This is a genomic window from Rhodocista pekingensis, assembly GCF_042665545.1.
Lineage (GTDB): Bacteria > Pseudomonadota > Alphaproteobacteria > Azospirillales > Azospirillaceae > Rhodocista > Rhodocista pekingensis.
This window is the reverse complement of record NZ_JBHTCM010000010.1, coordinates 831,990-845,696: the sequence shown is the minus strand read 5'-3', so window position 1 is coordinate 845,696 and position 13,707 is coordinate 831,990. Positions and strand designations below refer to the sequence as shown.

Genomic DNA, 13,707 nt, shown 5'->3' with positions numbered 1-13,707 from the left:
TCACATCACCAGCGGGTCCAGCAGGCGCTGGCCATAGGTCGCACGCAGGTTCGCCTCCGTCAGGGTGGTGCGGGTGCTGCCCTCCGCCACGACGCGGGTGTTCAGCAGCAGCACATGGTCGAACACCTGCGCCACGGTCTGAAGGTCGTGGTGGACGCAGAGCACGGTGCGGCCCTGCCGGTCCAGCTCGCGCATCACCTCCAGCACGGCCTGTTCCGTCGCGGCGTCCACCCCGGCCAGCGGCTCGTCCATGAAGTAGAGCTGCGCCTCCTGCGCCAGCGCGCGGGCCAGGAAGACGCGCTGCTGCTGGCCGCCGGAAAGCTGGCCGATCTGGCGGTCGGCGAAGGCGCCCATGCCGACGCGCTCCAGCGCGGCGCGGGCCGCCTCCTTGTGCTCCCGCGAGACCCGGCGGCCCCAGCCGATCATGGCGTAGCGGCCCATCGCCACGACATCAAGCGCGGAGACGGGGAAGTCCCAGTCCACGCTCTCCCGCTGCGGCACGTAGCCGACCAGCCGGCGCTGCCGCGCCAGCGGCCGGCCGTAGATCTCCACCGTGCCGGAGAGCGGCGGCACCAGCCCCAGGCAGGCCTTGATGAAGGTGCTCTTGCCCGCCCCGTTCGGCCCGCAGATGGCGATCAGCCCGGCGGACGGGGCGGTCCAGGTGACGTCGCGCAGCACCGGACGGTCATGGTAGGCGACCGTCAGTCCCTTCACCGCCAGCGGGGCGACGCCCGACTCCCGCGGGGGAACGACATCGTGCGCGCCGAGCCGTTGCAGCATGGGTCCTCTCACGCCCGGCCGGACAGCCGGCCCTGGAAGCCGCCCGCGGGCGCCTCTCCGCCCAGGGCGCGGGCGATGGTGGTGACGTTGTGGTCGATCATGCCGACATAGGTCCCCTCGTAGCTGCCGGGAGCGCCCATGGCGTCGGAATAGAGACTGCCGCCGATGGCGACCGTGTGGCCGCGCGCCGCCGCCCCGTCCACCAGGGCGCGCACGTTGCGCTCGGACACGCTGGTCTCCACGAACACGGCCGGGACCTTCCGGTCCGCCAGCAGCGCCACCAACTCCTCGATCCGGCGCAGCCCGGCCTCGGACTCGGTGCTGATGCCCTGGATGCCCACCACCTCCACGCCGTAGGCGCGGCCCAGGTAGGAGAAGGCGTCGTGCGCCGTGACCAGCACCCGCTGCGGTTCCGGCACGCTGCCCAGTACGGTGCGGGCATAGCCGTCCAGCCGCCCGAGCACGGCGTCGAAGGCGGCGGCGTTGTCGTGGAAGCGGGCGGCGTCCTGGGGATAGAGCTGCGACAGCCGGTCGCGCACCACCGCCAGCGCCGCGCGCCACAGGCTCACATCCATCCAGATGTGCGGGTCGAAGCTGCCCTCGAACCCCGCCGGTTGCAGCAGCCGCTCGCGCGGCAACGCCTCGCCCACGGCGGTCACGGGCCGGCCGCCGGCGGCCAGACGCTGGAGCGCGTCCGCCATTTTTCCTTCCAGCAGCAGGCCGTTGTAGAAGATGGCGTCGGCCGCCAGCAGGCGGACGGTGTCGCTGCGGGTCAGCTTGTAGGTATGGGGGTCGATGCCCTCCCCCAGCAGGGACTCCACGGTCGCGGCCTCGCCCGCGGCACTCTCGCCGCCCCCGTCACCCACGACGGCGCGCAGCAGATCCCCGACCTGGGCCGTGGTGGCGACCAGCTTGCGGCCCGCCACCTGCGCCCGCGCGGTTCCGCCGGCGGGCAGCGCCGCCAGCAGCAGTCCGGCCGCGGCCCCGGCCAGGACGGCGCGGCGCCCCGGCCCTGCGCCGGACCCCGGCTCCGCGCAGCGGCGGGCGGCGGGGGCGGGCGGCGGATCTCGGTCGGGCGGCGTCATGCTCGGGGGGCTCCCGCTGGGGGTCTAGGACTTCCGGAACGCCCCGCCGCCCGCCACACGGATGCTTGGCAAGGAAGATCGGGGCAGCCAGCATATAAACAGCCCGCGGCCGCGAGCAAGGCACGCCGTCCGGGTCCGACCGGCCCCTCCCCTTCCGATGGTATCTCCCGTCCGATGATCCTGCTCTTCACCGATTTCGGCACCGCCGGCCCCTATGTGGGGCAGATGCACGCCGTGCTGCGGGCCGCCGCCCCCGGCCGGCCGGTGGTGGACCTGATGCACGACGCCCCCGCCTTCGAGCCGCTGCGGGCCGGGCACCTGCTGGCCGCCCTGGTGGAGAGCACGGCCGCGGCGCTGGCCGGGGCCGGGGCCGCCCCGACGGACCCGCCCGTCCATCTGGCCGTCGTCGATCCCGGCGTCGGCACGGAGCGCCGCCCGGTCGTGCTGCGGACGCCGGCCGGCTGGTTCGTCGGCCCCGACAACGGCCTGTTCGCCCCGCTGCTGCACCGGGCCGGGGGGCCGCAGGCGGAGAGCGTGCGGGCCTGGAGCATCGACTGGCGCCCGGCCTCCCTGTCCGCCAGCTTCCACGGCCGCGACCTGTTCGCGCCGGTGGCGGCCCGGCTGGCCCGCGGCGAGCCGCCGCCGGGCACGCCCCTGTCGCCCGGCACCCTGGTGGGAGCCAGGGCGCCGGGGGAACTGGCGGAGGTGATCTGGCTGGATGCCTACGGCAACGCCTGGACCGGGCTGCGCGCCGGCGCCCTGCCGGACGGCGCCGTGCTGGAGGCGGGCGGGCGGCGGCTGCGCCGGGCGCGCACCTTCGGGGCGGTGCCGGCGGGCGAGGCGTTCTGGTACGCCAACTCCTCCGGTCTCGTGGAGATCGCGGTCAACTGCGGCAGTGCCGCCGCCCTGCTGGGCCTCGACCCCGGCAGCCCGGTCCGGGTCGCGGACGGCCTGCCCGGCAGGGTCTAGGCGGCAGGCGTCAGCCGCTGGCGGCGGTCTCCGCCGCCGGCTGGCCGCCGCGCTTCACCGTCTTCACCACCGTCGGGTGGCGCATCAGCGCCAGGAAGGGCAGGTCGGACGGCCGGTTGCCGTAGCCCCAGCTCTCCGCGAAGGGACCGTGCGCCGCCAGGTAGGCGGTGACGCGGCGGGCCTTCTCCTCGCGCACGCAGTTGCCGTGCGTGTCCATGCCGCCGGTCAGCACCCCGTCCAGCGTCTCCAGCCCCGTCGCCAGCAGGTCGTCCACCGGCAGGCCGCGGAGCAGCCGCGGCATGTAGGCGGTCAGCGCCCCGGTCGCCACCACGACGCGGTGGCCCTTGCCGGCATGGGTCTTCAGCGCGTCCAGCATGGGCGGGTGCCAGCGCACCCAGCCGGCCAGCCGCTCCGCCGCCTCGTCCAGCCGGGCGGCCGGGACGCCGGCCACGGTGCGTTGCAGCAGCCCCGCCTTCACGGCGGTCCGCACGTCGCCGCGCCGGCGCGGTTCGGCGGCGAAGCGGGTCACGGCCGTCCGCACGGCATGCAGCAGCGCCAGCCGCGCCCGGCTGCGGCCGACCAGGAATTCCAGGAAGGGCAGCAGGCTGTCGCCCTGGATCAGGGTGCCGTCGAAGTCGAAGATGGCGATGGAGCGCGGGCTCATGGTCGGGCGGGCCGGAGGAAGGACGCGACGGGGGCGAAGATCACAGGCGCAGGCGGCGGCGCCACGCCACCCCGGCCCAGGCCCCCAGCACGATGGACAGGGGCGTGACGACATCGGTCCCGGGGCCCGATTCGGGCCCCTCGAAGACATGGCCCAGGGCGCCGCCGAAGGACAGCACCGTCAGCACCCCCAGGAAGACCAGGCTGGCCGAGGATTCGCTGGTGGAGAGCCGCAGCTTGAGCCGCTTCAGGGTCAGGCGCAGCCCGGCATGGGCCAGGAAGGCCGCCAGCATGCTGGTGGCGAACGGCATCAGCAGCGAATCCAGCCGCGCCCACAGGCTGTCACCCTGCTCATAGACGGGCAGCAGCAGCGCCGTCTTCACCACCAGCGCCCAGCAGAGCGCGTAGAAGATGGCGTAGAGCAACACCCCGTTGGCGATGTGGCTGAAGGCCCGCTGCACCGTTTCCCACCCTGGCCCCGGTTCCCACCCTGGTCCCGGGTTCCCGCCCCGGTCCCGGCCGCGCCGCCGGATCGGCCGCCGCGGTGGGGCATGAAACCGCTTCCGGGCTTTTCTCTCAAGGGCTTTCCGGTTAATCGGAGGGGATGCCGGAGGAAAGAGACACCATGGCAGCCGAGAAGATCATCATCGATACCGATCCCGGGCAGGACGACGCCGTCGCCATGCTGCTGGCGCTCGCCAGTCCCGAGGAGCTGGAGGTCCTGGGCATCACCGCGGTGGCGGGCAACGCGCCCCTGCCGCTGACGGAACTGAACGCCCGCAAGGTCTGCGAACTGGCCGGGCGGCGCGACGTGCCCGTCTTCGCCGGCTGCGACCGCCCGATGTTCCGCGACCTGCACACCGCACCGGAGGTCCACGGCTCCACCGGGCTGGACGGTCCCGTCCTGCCGGAGCCGACCCTGCCCTTGCAGGAGAAGCACGCCGTCGACTTCATCGTGGAGACGGTGATGGCGCAAGAACCCGGCACCGTCACCCTGGTGCCGGTCGGGCCGCTGACCAACGTCGCCCGCGCCCTGATGCGGGAGCCGGCGCTGGCGGCCCGGCTGAAGCGGATCGTGCTGATGGGCGGCGCCCAGTCGGAGGGTGGCAACAGCACGCCCTGCGCCGAGTTCAACATCTATGTCGATCCGCATGCGGCCGACGTGGTGTTCCGCTCGGGCGCGCCGATCGTCGCCTTCCCGCTGGACGTGACGCACAAGGTGCTGACCACCCACGCCCGCAAGGAGGCGATCCGCGCCCTGGGCAGCCGGGTGGCCCAGGCCACCTTCGAGATGCTGGATTTCTACAACCGCTACGACGAGCACAAGTACGGCACCGACGGCGGGCCGCTGCACGATCCCTGCACCATCGCCTGGCTGCTGAAGCCGGAGCTGTTCCGCGGCAAGCTCTGCAACGTCGAGATCGAGACGCAGAGCCCGCTGACCATCGGCCAGACCGTGGTGGACCGCTGGGGCCAGACCGGACGGCCGAAGAACACCCTCTGGATCACCGAGGCGGACGCCGACGGCTTCTTCGCGCTGCTGACGGAGCGGCTGGCGCGGCTCTGACGGCCGCGGCGGCGACGGGCGCGGCTCTGGCGGCCGCGTCCGCACCGCGCCCGGCTGCGCCTATTCCTCGTGCGGGGAGCGGGCGTAGCGGGCCGGCCAGGACAGGGCGTAGCCCAGCGCGACGGCGCAGATGTGCAGATGCGACAGGGCGTCGTCCCGGTTGGAGCGGAAGCGGACGGGCAGCAGCTCGCCGATTCCCACCATCAGGTAGCCCATCACCAGAAACCAGAAGACCGCGGCCATGGAACCCTCCGTTACCACGGGGGGAGTATCCATTCCGCACCGTTAACGATCGGTTAGGGCCCCTTTCCTCACCGCCGACCGCAGCCTCACGGTCTCCGGCTATCGTTCCGGTCATGCAACGATAGCCGCGGGGCCATCGGGAGGGGGCGGGGCAGGGTGGCGCAAGCCTCTGGTTCCGCTCGAAAAACGCCCGGCTCTGTCCTATTCTGGCGGCTTCCGTTCAGCAGGACAGAGACCGGCCATGCAGCATCCTTCCCGCCGCCCCCTTCTCGCGGCCGCGGCCGCCGCGGCCCTCCTGTCGGGGCCGGCCCTCGCCCAGGTTTCCCTCGCTCAGGTTCCCGCCGCCCAGGTTCCCGCTCCCACGGCCCAGGCCGCCGATCCCGCCCAGGCCGCGCTGGCGGAAAGCCGGGCGGCGGCGCAGGCCCTGACCCGTGACCTGCTGGCCGCGGTGAAGTCCTCGCTCGCCGCCGACGGTCCGGTGGGGGCGATCCGCACCTGCAACGAAGTGGCCCCGGGCATCGCCGAGGCCCTGTCCCAGGGCGGCATGACGGTCGGGCGCACCAGCCTGAAGGTGCGCAACCCCGGCAATGCGCCCGACGACTGGGAGCGCGCGGTGCTGCGGGACTTCGCCGACCGCAAGGCCGCCGGCGCCGACCCGGCGACGCTGGAGCACTGGGAGGTGCTGCCGGGCGCCGATGGCGGCCGGACCTTCCGCTACATGAAGGCCATCGCCATTCCGGCCGAAAGCCCGTGCCTCGCCTGCCACGGCACCGACCTCGCCCCGCCGGTGATGGCGGCGCTCGACCAGCTCTATCCGGCGGACCAGGCGCGCGGCTACCGGGCGGGCGACCTGCGCGGTGCCGTCACGGTGACGCGCCCGCTGCCCTGATCCGGCCGGCCACTTCCGGCGCCCTGTCCAGCCACTCGCGCGCCAGCAGCCCGAAGACCACCTCGTCGCGCCATTCGTCGCGGGCGGGGAAGGAGCGGCGCAGGCGCGCCTCGCGGACGAAGCCCAGCCGCTCCACCGTGCGCAGCGAGGCGATGTTGTCCGGGTCCACCTTCGCCTCCACCCGGTGCAGGCCCAGCTCCAGGAAGGCGTGGGTCAGGACCGCGGCCAGCGCCTCCGACGCCAGCCCGCGCCCGCGCGCGGCCGGGACCAGGATGTAGCCGGTCTGGCACATGCCCTGCTGCATCCGGTGCAGCGACAGGCTGCCCACGGGGGCGCCGCCGCCGGCCGGCAGGATCGCCCACTGGCGCGCCCCGGCGGCATAGGGTCCCACGGTGTAGTCATGGAACAGCGCCTCCGTGTCGGCCTGGGTCCGGTGCAGCTCCCCGAACCAGCGCATGCTGTCGGGGTCGGAGAAGACCGGGAACAGGGCGGGGGCATCCGCCACCGTCAGCGGGCGGAGAAGCAGACGGCGGGTGCGGAGCGGTCGGTGCTGCGGCGTTTCGGTCACGGGCGGTCGGGGGCGACGGAAGCCGGCAGAGTGGACCATCCGGTGGGGCGGGATCAACCGCGCGGGTCGGCGCAGGGCGCAGGCCGACCCGGCTTCCGCGGCGAGCGCGGCCATCTTCTGGCGCCGCCGGATTTCGGGTAGACCATCGATCCGGGATGCATCCGCCCGTCTGGAGGGATCATGGCGACCGAGAAGCTGGTCGAGCGCGCGTTGGGTATGGCCGCCCTGGTCGTGCTGGGCACCGCCATCATCCTGGTGGTGAAGCCGTTCCTGTCGGCGCTGCTGCTGGCCGTCATCCTCGTCTACGCCACCTGGCCCGCCTATCTCTGGGTGGAGCGGACCTGCGGCGGCCGCAAGACCCTGGCCGCCTTCCTGATGACGGCCCTGTCCTCGCTGGTCATCGTGGCGCCCTTCGCCATCGTCGGGGCGACGCTGGCGGACAGCGTCGGCGGCATCAGTTCGGGCATCCGCCAGATCATCGAGAACGGACCGCCGCCGCCGCCCGTCTGGCTGGGCGACGTGCCCCTGATCGGGACCTGGGCGGTCGGCTACTGGGCCGACCTGACGGCCGGCGGGCAGGACCTGCTGACGCTGCTGCGCTCCGGCATCCGGCCGGCGACGGACGTGGCCCTGGCGGCCGGCAGCGTCATCGGCGCCGGCGTGCTGGAACTGATGGCCGCCGTCTTCATCGCCTTCTTCCTCTACCGAGGCGGCCGCGACCTCGCCCGACAGATGGCCTATGCCATCGAACGCTTCACCGGCCCGCGCGTCCACCACCTGCTGGAGGTGGCCGGCGGCACGGTGACGGGCGTCATCTACGGCATCCTGGGCACGGCCCTGGCGCAGGGCATCCTGGCCGGGCTGGGCTTCGTCGTCGCCGGCATCCCCTGGGGGCCGTTCCTGGGCTTCATGACCTTCGTCGTCTCCGTCATCCCGATGGGGCCGCCCCTGGTCTGGGTGCCCGTCGCCATCTGGCTGGCGACGGAAGGGGAGATCGGTTGGGCCATCGCCATGGCGGCCTGGGGTTTCTTCGTCGTCAGCAGCGTGGACAACGTGCTGCGCCCCTATCTGATCTCCCGCGGCTCGGCCCTGCCACTGGTGCTGGTGTTCATGGGCGTGATCGGCGGCGTGCTGGCCTTCGGGGTGATCGGCATCTTCATCGGGCCGGTGCTGCTGGCCCTCGGCTACGCCCTGATGCGGGAATGGACCGCCCAGGCGATGAACCGGCCGGACCCGGCGCCGCCGTCCACCGGCCCCACCGTCTGACATCTGGCCCCCGACATCTGGCCCCCGACATCTGGCCCGCCACCCTTCCGTTGCTGCCCTCCCGTTGCCGCCCCGCTGCCGCCGCATGGCCGGCAGGACGGATCGGCACTGCGCCGCCGTCCACCGGGCGCGCAGAACGGCACGGTGCCGGCAGGGTCATGGCCCGGGCGGTCCGTCTGTCCCGCCGGGGGGCTGGTGATTCCGCGGCGTGACGCCACATTACTGGTGCGACTTGTTCGCATTGTCGTATAAGATCGCGCAGCCCCGGACACACCCTGGTCTTCCGGGCACCCTTCAGGAGGTCCGAACCATGCACGCCCGCCTTCCAGCCGACAGCCGCCTCCGCCTGGGGGATCTGAATCGGGGACAGCGCGCGGAGGTCGTCGCCCTCGACGGCCAGGCGATCGCCACGTCGCTGCACCCCGACGAGCTGGAGCGCCGGCTGCTCGAAATGGGCCTGTCGGAAGGTGCCCGCATCGAGATCATGCACGAGGGCACCTTCGGCCGCGATCCCATCGCCGTGCGCGTGAACGAGCATACGGTGGCGCTGCGCCGCCGTGAGGCGCGGGCCGTCATGGTCTCCCCGGTCGCCTGACGGCGCGACCGTCCGCCGCCCGGCAGCGTGGCGGGTCTCCCCCGGGCCTTGCCGGGCGGCCCCGGTGCCCTTGCCGCTCCGCACCGGCCTGCCTGCCCCTGCCGCTTTCCGAGTTGAACGAAAGACCGCCCATGTCCGCCACCGCCGCCATCGCCGAGCCGCGGCGCCTTGCGCTCGTCGGCAACCCCAACTGCGGCAAGACCGCCCTGTTCAACGCCCTGACCGGCAGCCGCCAGAAGGTCGCCAACTATCCGGGCGTCACGGTGGAACGCAAGATGGGGCAGTTCATCACCCCCGGCGGTGCCCGTGTCGAGGTGGTGGACCTTCCCGGCACCTACAGCCTGCGCGCCCGCAGCCCGGACGAGGAGGTGACGCGCGACGTCGTGCTGGGCCGCTTCGCGCATGAGGAGGCGCCCGACGCCATCCTCTTCGTCGCCGACGCCACGAACCTGCGCCTGAACCTGCGGCTGGTGCTGGAGCTGAAGAAGCTCGGCCGGCCCATCGTGATGGCGCTGAACATGATCGACGCCGCCAACCGGCTGGGTGTCGAGATCGACACGGACGCCCTGTCCGCCGCGCTGGGTCTGCCGGTGGTGCCGACCGTCGCGGTGCGCCGCGGCGGCATCCAGGCGCTGCTGGACCAGATCGACCACACCGTGCTGGAGATGGCCGGCACCAGCCATGGCCGCGCCCCCGGTGCCTGCGCCTGGGTGGAGCCGACCTCGCACGACCTGCGCTCCTACCATGCGGAGGTAGAGGCGATCCTGGCCGCCGCCATCCGCAAGCCGGGCCAGCCGCCGCTGGTCACCCGCCGGGTGGACGCGCTGCTGCTGCATCCCGTGTTCGGGCTGGGCTTCCTGTTCCTGGTCCTGTTCCTGCTGTTCCAGGCGGTGTTCGCCTGGGCCGCGGCGCCGATGGACATGATCGACGGCGCCGTCACCGGCTTGCAGGAACTGGTGACGGCGCACATGGCCGACGGTCCGCTGCGCAGCCTGCTGGTGGACGGCGTGCTGGCCGGCGTCGGCAGCGTCATCATCTTCCTGCCGCAGATCCTGATCCTGTTCTTCTTCATCCAGTTGCTGGAGGATTCCGGCTACATGGCGCGGGCCGCCTTCCTGCTGGACAAGCTGATGGGCGGCGTCGGCCTGCACGGCCGCGCCTTCATCCCGCTGCTGTCCAGCTTCGCCTGCGCCGTTCCCGGCATCATGGCCACCCGCACCATCGAGAACCGGGCCGACCGGCTGGCCACCATCATGGTGGCCCCGCTGATGACCTGTTCTGCGCGGCTGCCGGTCTACACCCTGCTGATCGCGGCCTTCGTGCCGAAGCAGACGGTGCTGGGCGGCATGGTCGGGCTGGAGGGGCTGGTCATGTTCATCCTCTATGCCGCGGGCATCGTCTCGGCCCTGCTGGTGGCCTTCATCCTGAAGCGCACCGTCTTCAAGGGCGCGCGCGAGCCGCTGCTCATGGAGCTGCCGCCCTACCGGCTGCCGGCCCCGCGCGACGTGGCCCTGGGCCTGTACGAGCGGGCGCGCATCTTCCTGACCCGCGCCGGCACGATCATCTTCTCGATCATGGTGGTGCTCTGGTTCCTCGCCTCCTATCCGGCGCCGCCGGAAGGCGCGACCGGCCCCGCCATCGACTACAGCATCGTCGGCATGATGGGCCACGCCATCGCCCCGATCCTCGCCCCCATCGGCTTCCCCTGGCAGATCGCCGTGGCGCTGATCCCCGGCATGGCGGCGCGCGAGGTGGCGGTGGCCGCGCTCGGCACCGTCTACGCCCTGAGCGACACGGGCGAGGGGGTGGAACAGTCGCTGGCCGCCGTGCTGGCATCGGACTGGAGCCTGCCGACGGCGCTGGCGCTGCTGGCCTGGTTCATCTTCGCGCCTCAGTGCATCTCCACCCTGGGGATCGTCCGGCGCGAGACGAACTCCTGGTTCTGGCCGGCGGTGATGTTCACCTATCTGACGGCGCTGGCCTATTTCGCGGCCTTCGTCACCTTCCGCGTGTCTTCGGCCCTGCTCGGAGGATGAAGCCCATGAGTGCGGAGACCTGGCAGACCATCGCCATCATCCCCATCGTGCTCGGTGCCCTGGCCTGGGTGCTCTGGCGCGTCGTGCTGCCGCGTCCGGCGATCGACCGGCTGCGCCGTCTGGCCGGCCGGCCGGAGGCGCCGAAGGCCGCCGCGGGCGGCTGCGGCGGCTGCTCCGGCTGCGGCGGGGGCTGTGCCCCAACCAGCCCGCGCCGGCACTGATCGCGCCCGGGACCTGATCCCGGTGCCGGGGCCGCGGCCCTGCCCCGGCACCCTCTGCCCGCCTCAGCCGCTGTTGCGCAGGCTGGTGGCGATGCCGTTGATGGTCAGGTGGATGCCGTCGCGGATCTCGGGGGCGGTCTCGCCCGCGCGGTGGCGGCGGATCAGCTCCACCTGCAACAGGTTCAGCGGCTCCACATAGGGCAGCCGCAGCCGGATCGACCGGGCCACGGCCGGGGCGTGCTGCAACAGCTCCGACTGCCCGGTCAGCGAAAGGAGCTGGTCGTGGGTGCGCTGCCATTCGCTGCGGATGGCGGAGAAGACCCGCGTGCGCAGCGCCTCGTCCGGCACTAGCCCGGCATAGGTGGCGGCCACGTCCATGTCGGTCTTGGCCAGCACCATCTCCAGGTTCGACAGCGCCGCCTGGAGGAAGGGCCAGCCCTCGTACATGGCCTCCAGCAGCCCGCGGTCGGGGAAGCTCTCCAGCGCCGTGCCGACGCCGTACCAGCCCGGCAGCATGATGCGCGCCTGCGTCCAGGAGAACACCCAGGGGATGGCGCGCAGATCCTCGATCCGGTCCAGCGTCGTGCGCGAGGCCGGGCGGGAGCCGATCTTCAGGTCGGCGATCTCCGCGATCGGCGTCGCGGCGCGGAAGAAATCCTTGAAGCCCGGCGTCTCGTAGACCAGGGCGCGGTAGGCGCGGAAGGCCGAGCGGCTCATCCCCTGCATGGCCAGCCGGAACCGGCCCATGTCCTCGCGCAGGCCGCCGGGCTCCAGCGAGGCCAGCACGGTCGCCGCCACCATCGTCTCCAGGCTGGCGGTGCCGACGGCGGGGTTGCCGTACTTGGCGGCGATCACCTCGCCCTGCTCGGTGATGCGGATGCGGCCGCCGACGGTGCCGGCCGGCTGCGCCCGGATGGCGGCGAAGGCCGAACCGCCGCCGCGGCCCACGGCACCGCCGCGGCCATGGAAGAGCTGCAACCGCACCCCGGCCTCGTCGAAGACATGGCGCAGGGCGCAGGCGGCCTCGTGCAGCGACCAGTTGGAAGTGAGATAGCCGCCGTCCTTGTTGCTGTCGGAATAGCCCAGCATCACCTCCTGGAACCCCCAGCAGGAGAGCGCCAGGGCCCGGATCTCTGGAAAGCCCAGATACTCGCGCATCACCAGCGGCGCCGCCGCCAGATCCTCGATCGTCTCGAACAGCGGCACCGCCATCACTGCGCCGAAGGGCGGATCGCCCGGCCGGAACATGCCGACCTCCTTCAGCAGCAGGTGGACCTCCAGCAGGTTGGAGACGCCGCTGGTCTTCGACACGATGTACTGGCGCACGCAGCCGGCGCCGTAGCGCTCGTGCGAGGCGGCCAGCATGCGCAGGATCTCCAGTTCCCGCCGGGTTTCGTCGGAATAGTCGGCGAACGGGTTGCAGAGCAGGCGCAGATGCGCCAGCTCCCGCCGCAGCAGCGCCACCCGCGCCGGCTCCGGCAGGCCCGCATAGTTGTCCTCGACCCCGGCGACGCGCAGCAGCTCGGCCACGACGCGGCCGTGGACGTCGGCATTCTGGCGCAGGTCCAGCGTCGCCAGATGGAAGCCGAACAGGTCCACCGCGTTGATCAGCTCGTTCAGGCGGCGGTCCACGATGGGCGCCGACCCGCGGGCCAGGGAATCGCGCACCACCCGCAGGTCGGCCAGCAGGGCCGCCGCGGTCGGGTAGGGGGCGCCCGGCACGGCCGGGCTGCGCGGCGGCGCCTCGCTGACGAGCTGCTGGAAGGTGGCGGCGGTACGGGCGTAGAGGCCGGTCAGGGCCCGCCGGTAGGGTTCGTCGGCGCGGTGGGGCGAGTTGTCGCCGCTGATCTCCGCCAGATGCTCCAGTTCGGCCGAGGGGGGCGAGATGTCGGCGCAGATGGAGAGCTGCCCGCCCAGGGCGTGCAGTTCCTCCAGATAATGGCCCAGGGCCCGGCGCGCCTGCTGCTTCAGGGCCTGGGACAGGGTGGCGGCGGAGACGTTGGGGTTGCCGTCGCGGTCGCCGCCGATCCAGCTTCCCAGCCGCAGGAACCCCGGCAACGGCCCGTTGCCCAGGATCTCCTCCCAGCGGGCGTGCAGCCGCGGCAGCACCTCCAGGAAGGTGGCGCGGAAGTAGGACAGGGCGGTGTCGATCTCGTCCGCCACGGTGATGCGCGCCTCGCGCAGGGCGCGGGTGTTCCAGAGGATGGCGATCTCGCGGTAGAGGTCGGCCAGGATTCCGTCCCGCGTCTCGCGGTCGGCCGCGGTGTCCAGGGCCTGCATGAGCTGCCCGATGGCGGCCTCGCGGTCGATCACCGACTTGCGCCGCACCTCCGTCGGGTGGGCGGTCAGGACCGGGCAGATCAGGGCATGGTCCAGCAGCTCCGCCACCGCCGCGCGCGACACGCCCTTGGCCTCCAGCACCTCCACGGCGCGGGCCAGCGTGTCGGGACGGCCGGGGACGTGGCGCTCGGTGGCGTCGCGCCGGGCCTGCCGGTCCTCGGCCAGGTTCGCCAGCAGCGAGAACCAGAGGAAGCCGCGCACGAAGCGCAGCATGTCGTCCAGTTCCAGGGCGTGGAGCTGGGCCGCGAGATGGGCGTCGTTGACGACGCCCGGTTCCCGGTGCGCCGCGATCGACGCCTTGCGGATCGCCTCGATCCGGTCGAACAGTTCCTGCCCGTCATGCTGACGGATCACGTCGCCCAGCAGGCGACCGAGCAGTCGGACGTCATTGCGCGCCGGCCAGTCGCCGACCCCATCGGATTCGTTCAGCATGCCACCGGCTCCAGCCTTGCGCTGCCCGCCGGGACCGTTGCCCGGTCGTCACG

The 13,707-nt window shown here is 72.6% G+C and carries 14 protein-coding genes; 7 read left to right on the top strand and 7 right to left on the bottom strand.

Annotated elements, in window-relative coordinates; genetic code table 11:
* Together ACFQPS_RS12195 and ACFQPS_RS12190 are read right to left on the bottom strand one after the other, a co-directional pair.
* The gene (locus tag ACFQPS_RS12195) at nucleotides 1-780 is read right to left on the bottom strand and encodes a metal ABC transporter ATP-binding protein (RefSeq protein ID WP_377359321.1); all 780 of its coding nucleotides are present in this window, start codon (nucleotides 778-780) and stop codon (nucleotides 1-3) included.
* Between the two features lie 8 nt (nucleotides 781-788).
* Nucleotides 789-1,865 carry a metal ABC transporter solute-binding protein, Zn/Mn family gene (locus ACFQPS_RS12190; RefSeq protein WP_377359319.1) on the bottom strand — a complete coding sequence of 359 codons (1,077 nt, stop codon included), beginning with the start codon at nucleotides 1,863-1,865 and terminating at the stop codon, nucleotides 789-791.
* Between the two features lie 174 nt (nucleotides 1,866-2,039).
* Between ACFQPS_RS12190 and ACFQPS_RS12185 the strand changes: the two genes are divergently transcribed.
* A complete protein-coding gene (locus tag ACFQPS_RS12185; protein ID WP_377359318.1) occupies nucleotides 2,040-2,834 on the top strand; it encodes an SAM hydrolase/SAM-dependent halogenase family protein in 795 nt (264 codons plus the stop codon).
* Between the two features lie 10 nt (nucleotides 2,835-2,844).
* Here the strand turns inward: ACFQPS_RS12185 and ACFQPS_RS12180 are convergent, their stop codons facing one another.
* Both ACFQPS_RS12180 and ACFQPS_RS12175 read right to left on the bottom strand, forming a co-directional pair.
* A complete protein-coding gene (locus ACFQPS_RS12180; RefSeq protein WP_377359316.1) occupies nucleotides 2,845-3,498 on the bottom strand; it encodes an HAD family hydrolase in 654 nt (217 codons plus the stop codon).
* 40 nt (nucleotides 3,499-3,538) lie between these two features.
* On the bottom strand, nucleotides 3,539-3,958 hold the full coding sequence (locus ACFQPS_RS12175) for a hypothetical protein (protein WP_377359315.1): 420 nt from the start codon (nucleotides 3,956-3,958) through the stop codon (nucleotides 3,539-3,541).
* 164 nt (nucleotides 3,959-4,122) lie between these two features.
* Between ACFQPS_RS12175 and ACFQPS_RS12170 the strand changes: the two genes are divergently transcribed.
* Nucleotides 4,123-5,064 carry a nucleoside hydrolase gene (locus ACFQPS_RS12170; protein WP_377359313.1) on the top strand — a complete coding sequence of 314 codons (942 nt, stop codon included), beginning with the start codon at nucleotides 4,123-4,125 and terminating at the stop codon, nucleotides 5,062-5,064.
* A 60-nt stretch (nucleotides 5,065-5,124) separates the two neighbouring features.
* On the opposite strand, the gene ACFQPS_RS12165 is transcribed toward ACFQPS_RS12170, so the two are convergent.
* Nucleotides 5,125-5,307, bottom strand: coding sequence for a hypothetical protein (locus tag ACFQPS_RS12165; protein WP_012567619.1), 183 nt, complete (start codon nucleotides 5,305-5,307; stop codon nucleotides 5,125-5,127).
* A gap of 241 nt (nucleotides 5,308-5,548) precedes the next feature.
* Between ACFQPS_RS12165 and ACFQPS_RS12160 the strand changes: the two genes are divergently transcribed.
* The gene (locus tag ACFQPS_RS12160) at nucleotides 5,549-6,196 is read left to right on the top strand and encodes a Tll0287-like domain-containing protein (protein WP_377359311.1); all 648 of its coding nucleotides are present in this window, start codon (nucleotides 5,549-5,551) and stop codon (nucleotides 6,194-6,196) included.
* Here ACFQPS_RS12160 and ACFQPS_RS12155 read toward each other — a convergent pair.
* Entirely contained in the window at nucleotides 6,171-6,764 is a 594-nt protein-coding gene (locus ACFQPS_RS12155; RefSeq protein ID WP_377359309.1) for a GNAT family N-acetyltransferase, read from the bottom strand. The two genes, ACFQPS_RS12160 and ACFQPS_RS12155, sit on opposite strands and share 26 nt — an antisense overlap.
* Nucleotides 6,765-6,944: 180 nt before the next feature.
* Between ACFQPS_RS12155 and ACFQPS_RS12150 the strand changes: the two genes are divergently transcribed.
* The 4 genes from ACFQPS_RS12150 to ACFQPS_RS12135 all read left to right on the top strand — a co-directional run bounded on the left by ACFQPS_RS12150 (nucleotide 6,945) and on the right by ACFQPS_RS12135 (nucleotide 10,882).
* Nucleotides 6,945-8,030 carry an AI-2E family transporter gene (locus ACFQPS_RS12150; RefSeq protein WP_377359307.1) on the top strand — a complete coding sequence of 362 codons (1,086 nt, stop codon included), beginning with the start codon at nucleotides 6,945-6,947 and terminating at the stop codon, nucleotides 8,028-8,030.
* Between the two features lie 310 nt (nucleotides 8,031-8,340).
* Nucleotides 8,341-8,625 carry a FeoA family protein gene (locus tag ACFQPS_RS12145; RefSeq protein WP_377359306.1) on the top strand — a complete coding sequence of 95 codons (285 nt, stop codon included), beginning with the start codon at nucleotides 8,341-8,343 and terminating at the stop codon, nucleotides 8,623-8,625.
* Nucleotides 8,626-8,756: 131 nt separating this feature from the next.
* Nucleotides 8,757-10,661: a ferrous iron transport protein B gene (feoB, locus tag ACFQPS_RS12140; RefSeq protein WP_377359304.1), complete on the top strand. Its 1,905-nt coding sequence runs from the start codon at nucleotides 8,757-8,759 to the stop codon at nucleotides 10,659-10,661.
* A gap of 5 nt (nucleotides 10,662-10,666) precedes the next feature.
* Entirely contained in the window at nucleotides 10,667-10,882 is a 216-nt protein-coding gene (locus ACFQPS_RS12135; RefSeq protein WP_377359302.1) for a hypothetical protein, read from the top strand.
* A 63-nt stretch (nucleotides 10,883-10,945) separates the two neighbouring features.
* Here ACFQPS_RS12135 and ppc read toward each other — a convergent pair whose 3' ends face one another.
* Nucleotides 10,946-13,654: a phosphoenolpyruvate carboxylase gene (gene ppc / locus ACFQPS_RS12130; RefSeq protein WP_377359301.1), complete on the bottom strand. Its 2,709-nt coding sequence runs from the start codon at nucleotides 13,652-13,654 to the stop codon at nucleotides 10,946-10,948.
* Between the last annotated feature and the right edge of the window lie 53 nt (nucleotides 13,655-13,707).

Coding starts and splice junctions, on each gene's coding strand:
- ACFQPS_RS12195 (WP_377359321.1), bottom strand. CDS start 780: ATGCTGCAACGGCTCGGCGCGCACGATGTCGTTCCCCCGCGGGAGTCG.
- ACFQPS_RS12190 (WP_377359319.1), bottom strand. CDS start 1,865: ATGACGCCGCCCGACCGAGATCCGCCGCCCGCCCCCGCCGCCCGCCGC.
- ACFQPS_RS12185 (WP_377359318.1), top strand. CDS start 2,040: ATGATCCTGCTCTTCACCGATTTCGGCACCGCCGGCCCCTATGTGGGG.
- ACFQPS_RS12180 (WP_377359316.1), bottom strand. CDS start 3,498: ATGAGCCCGCGCTCCATCGCCATCTTCGACTTCGACGGCACCCTGATC.
- ACFQPS_RS12170 (WP_377359313.1), top strand. CDS start 4,123: ATGGCAGCCGAGAAGATCATCATCGATACCGATCCCGGGCAGGACGAC.
- ACFQPS_RS12165 (WP_012567619.1), bottom strand. CDS start 5,307: ATGGCCGCGGTCTTCTGGTTTCTGGTGATGGGCTACCTGATGGTGGGA.
- ACFQPS_RS12160 (WP_377359311.1), top strand. CDS start 5,549: ATGCAGCATCCTTCCCGCCGCCCCCTTCTCGCGGCCGCGGCCGCCGCG.
- ACFQPS_RS12150 (WP_377359307.1), top strand. CDS start 6,945: ATGGCGACCGAGAAGCTGGTCGAGCGCGCGTTGGGTATGGCCGCCCTG.
- ACFQPS_RS12145 (WP_377359306.1), top strand. CDS start 8,341: ATGCACGCCCGCCTTCCAGCCGACAGCCGCCTCCGCCTGGGGGATCTG.
- feoB (WP_377359304.1), top strand. CDS start 8,757: ATGTCCGCCACCGCCGCCATCGCCGAGCCGCGGCGCCTTGCGCTCGTC.
- ACFQPS_RS12135 (WP_377359302.1), top strand. CDS start 10,667: ATGAGTGCGGAGACCTGGCAGACCATCGCCATCATCCCCATCGTGCTC.
- ppc (WP_377359301.1), bottom strand. CDS start 13,654: ATGCTGAACGAATCCGATGGGGTCGGCGACTGGCCGGCGCGCAATGAC.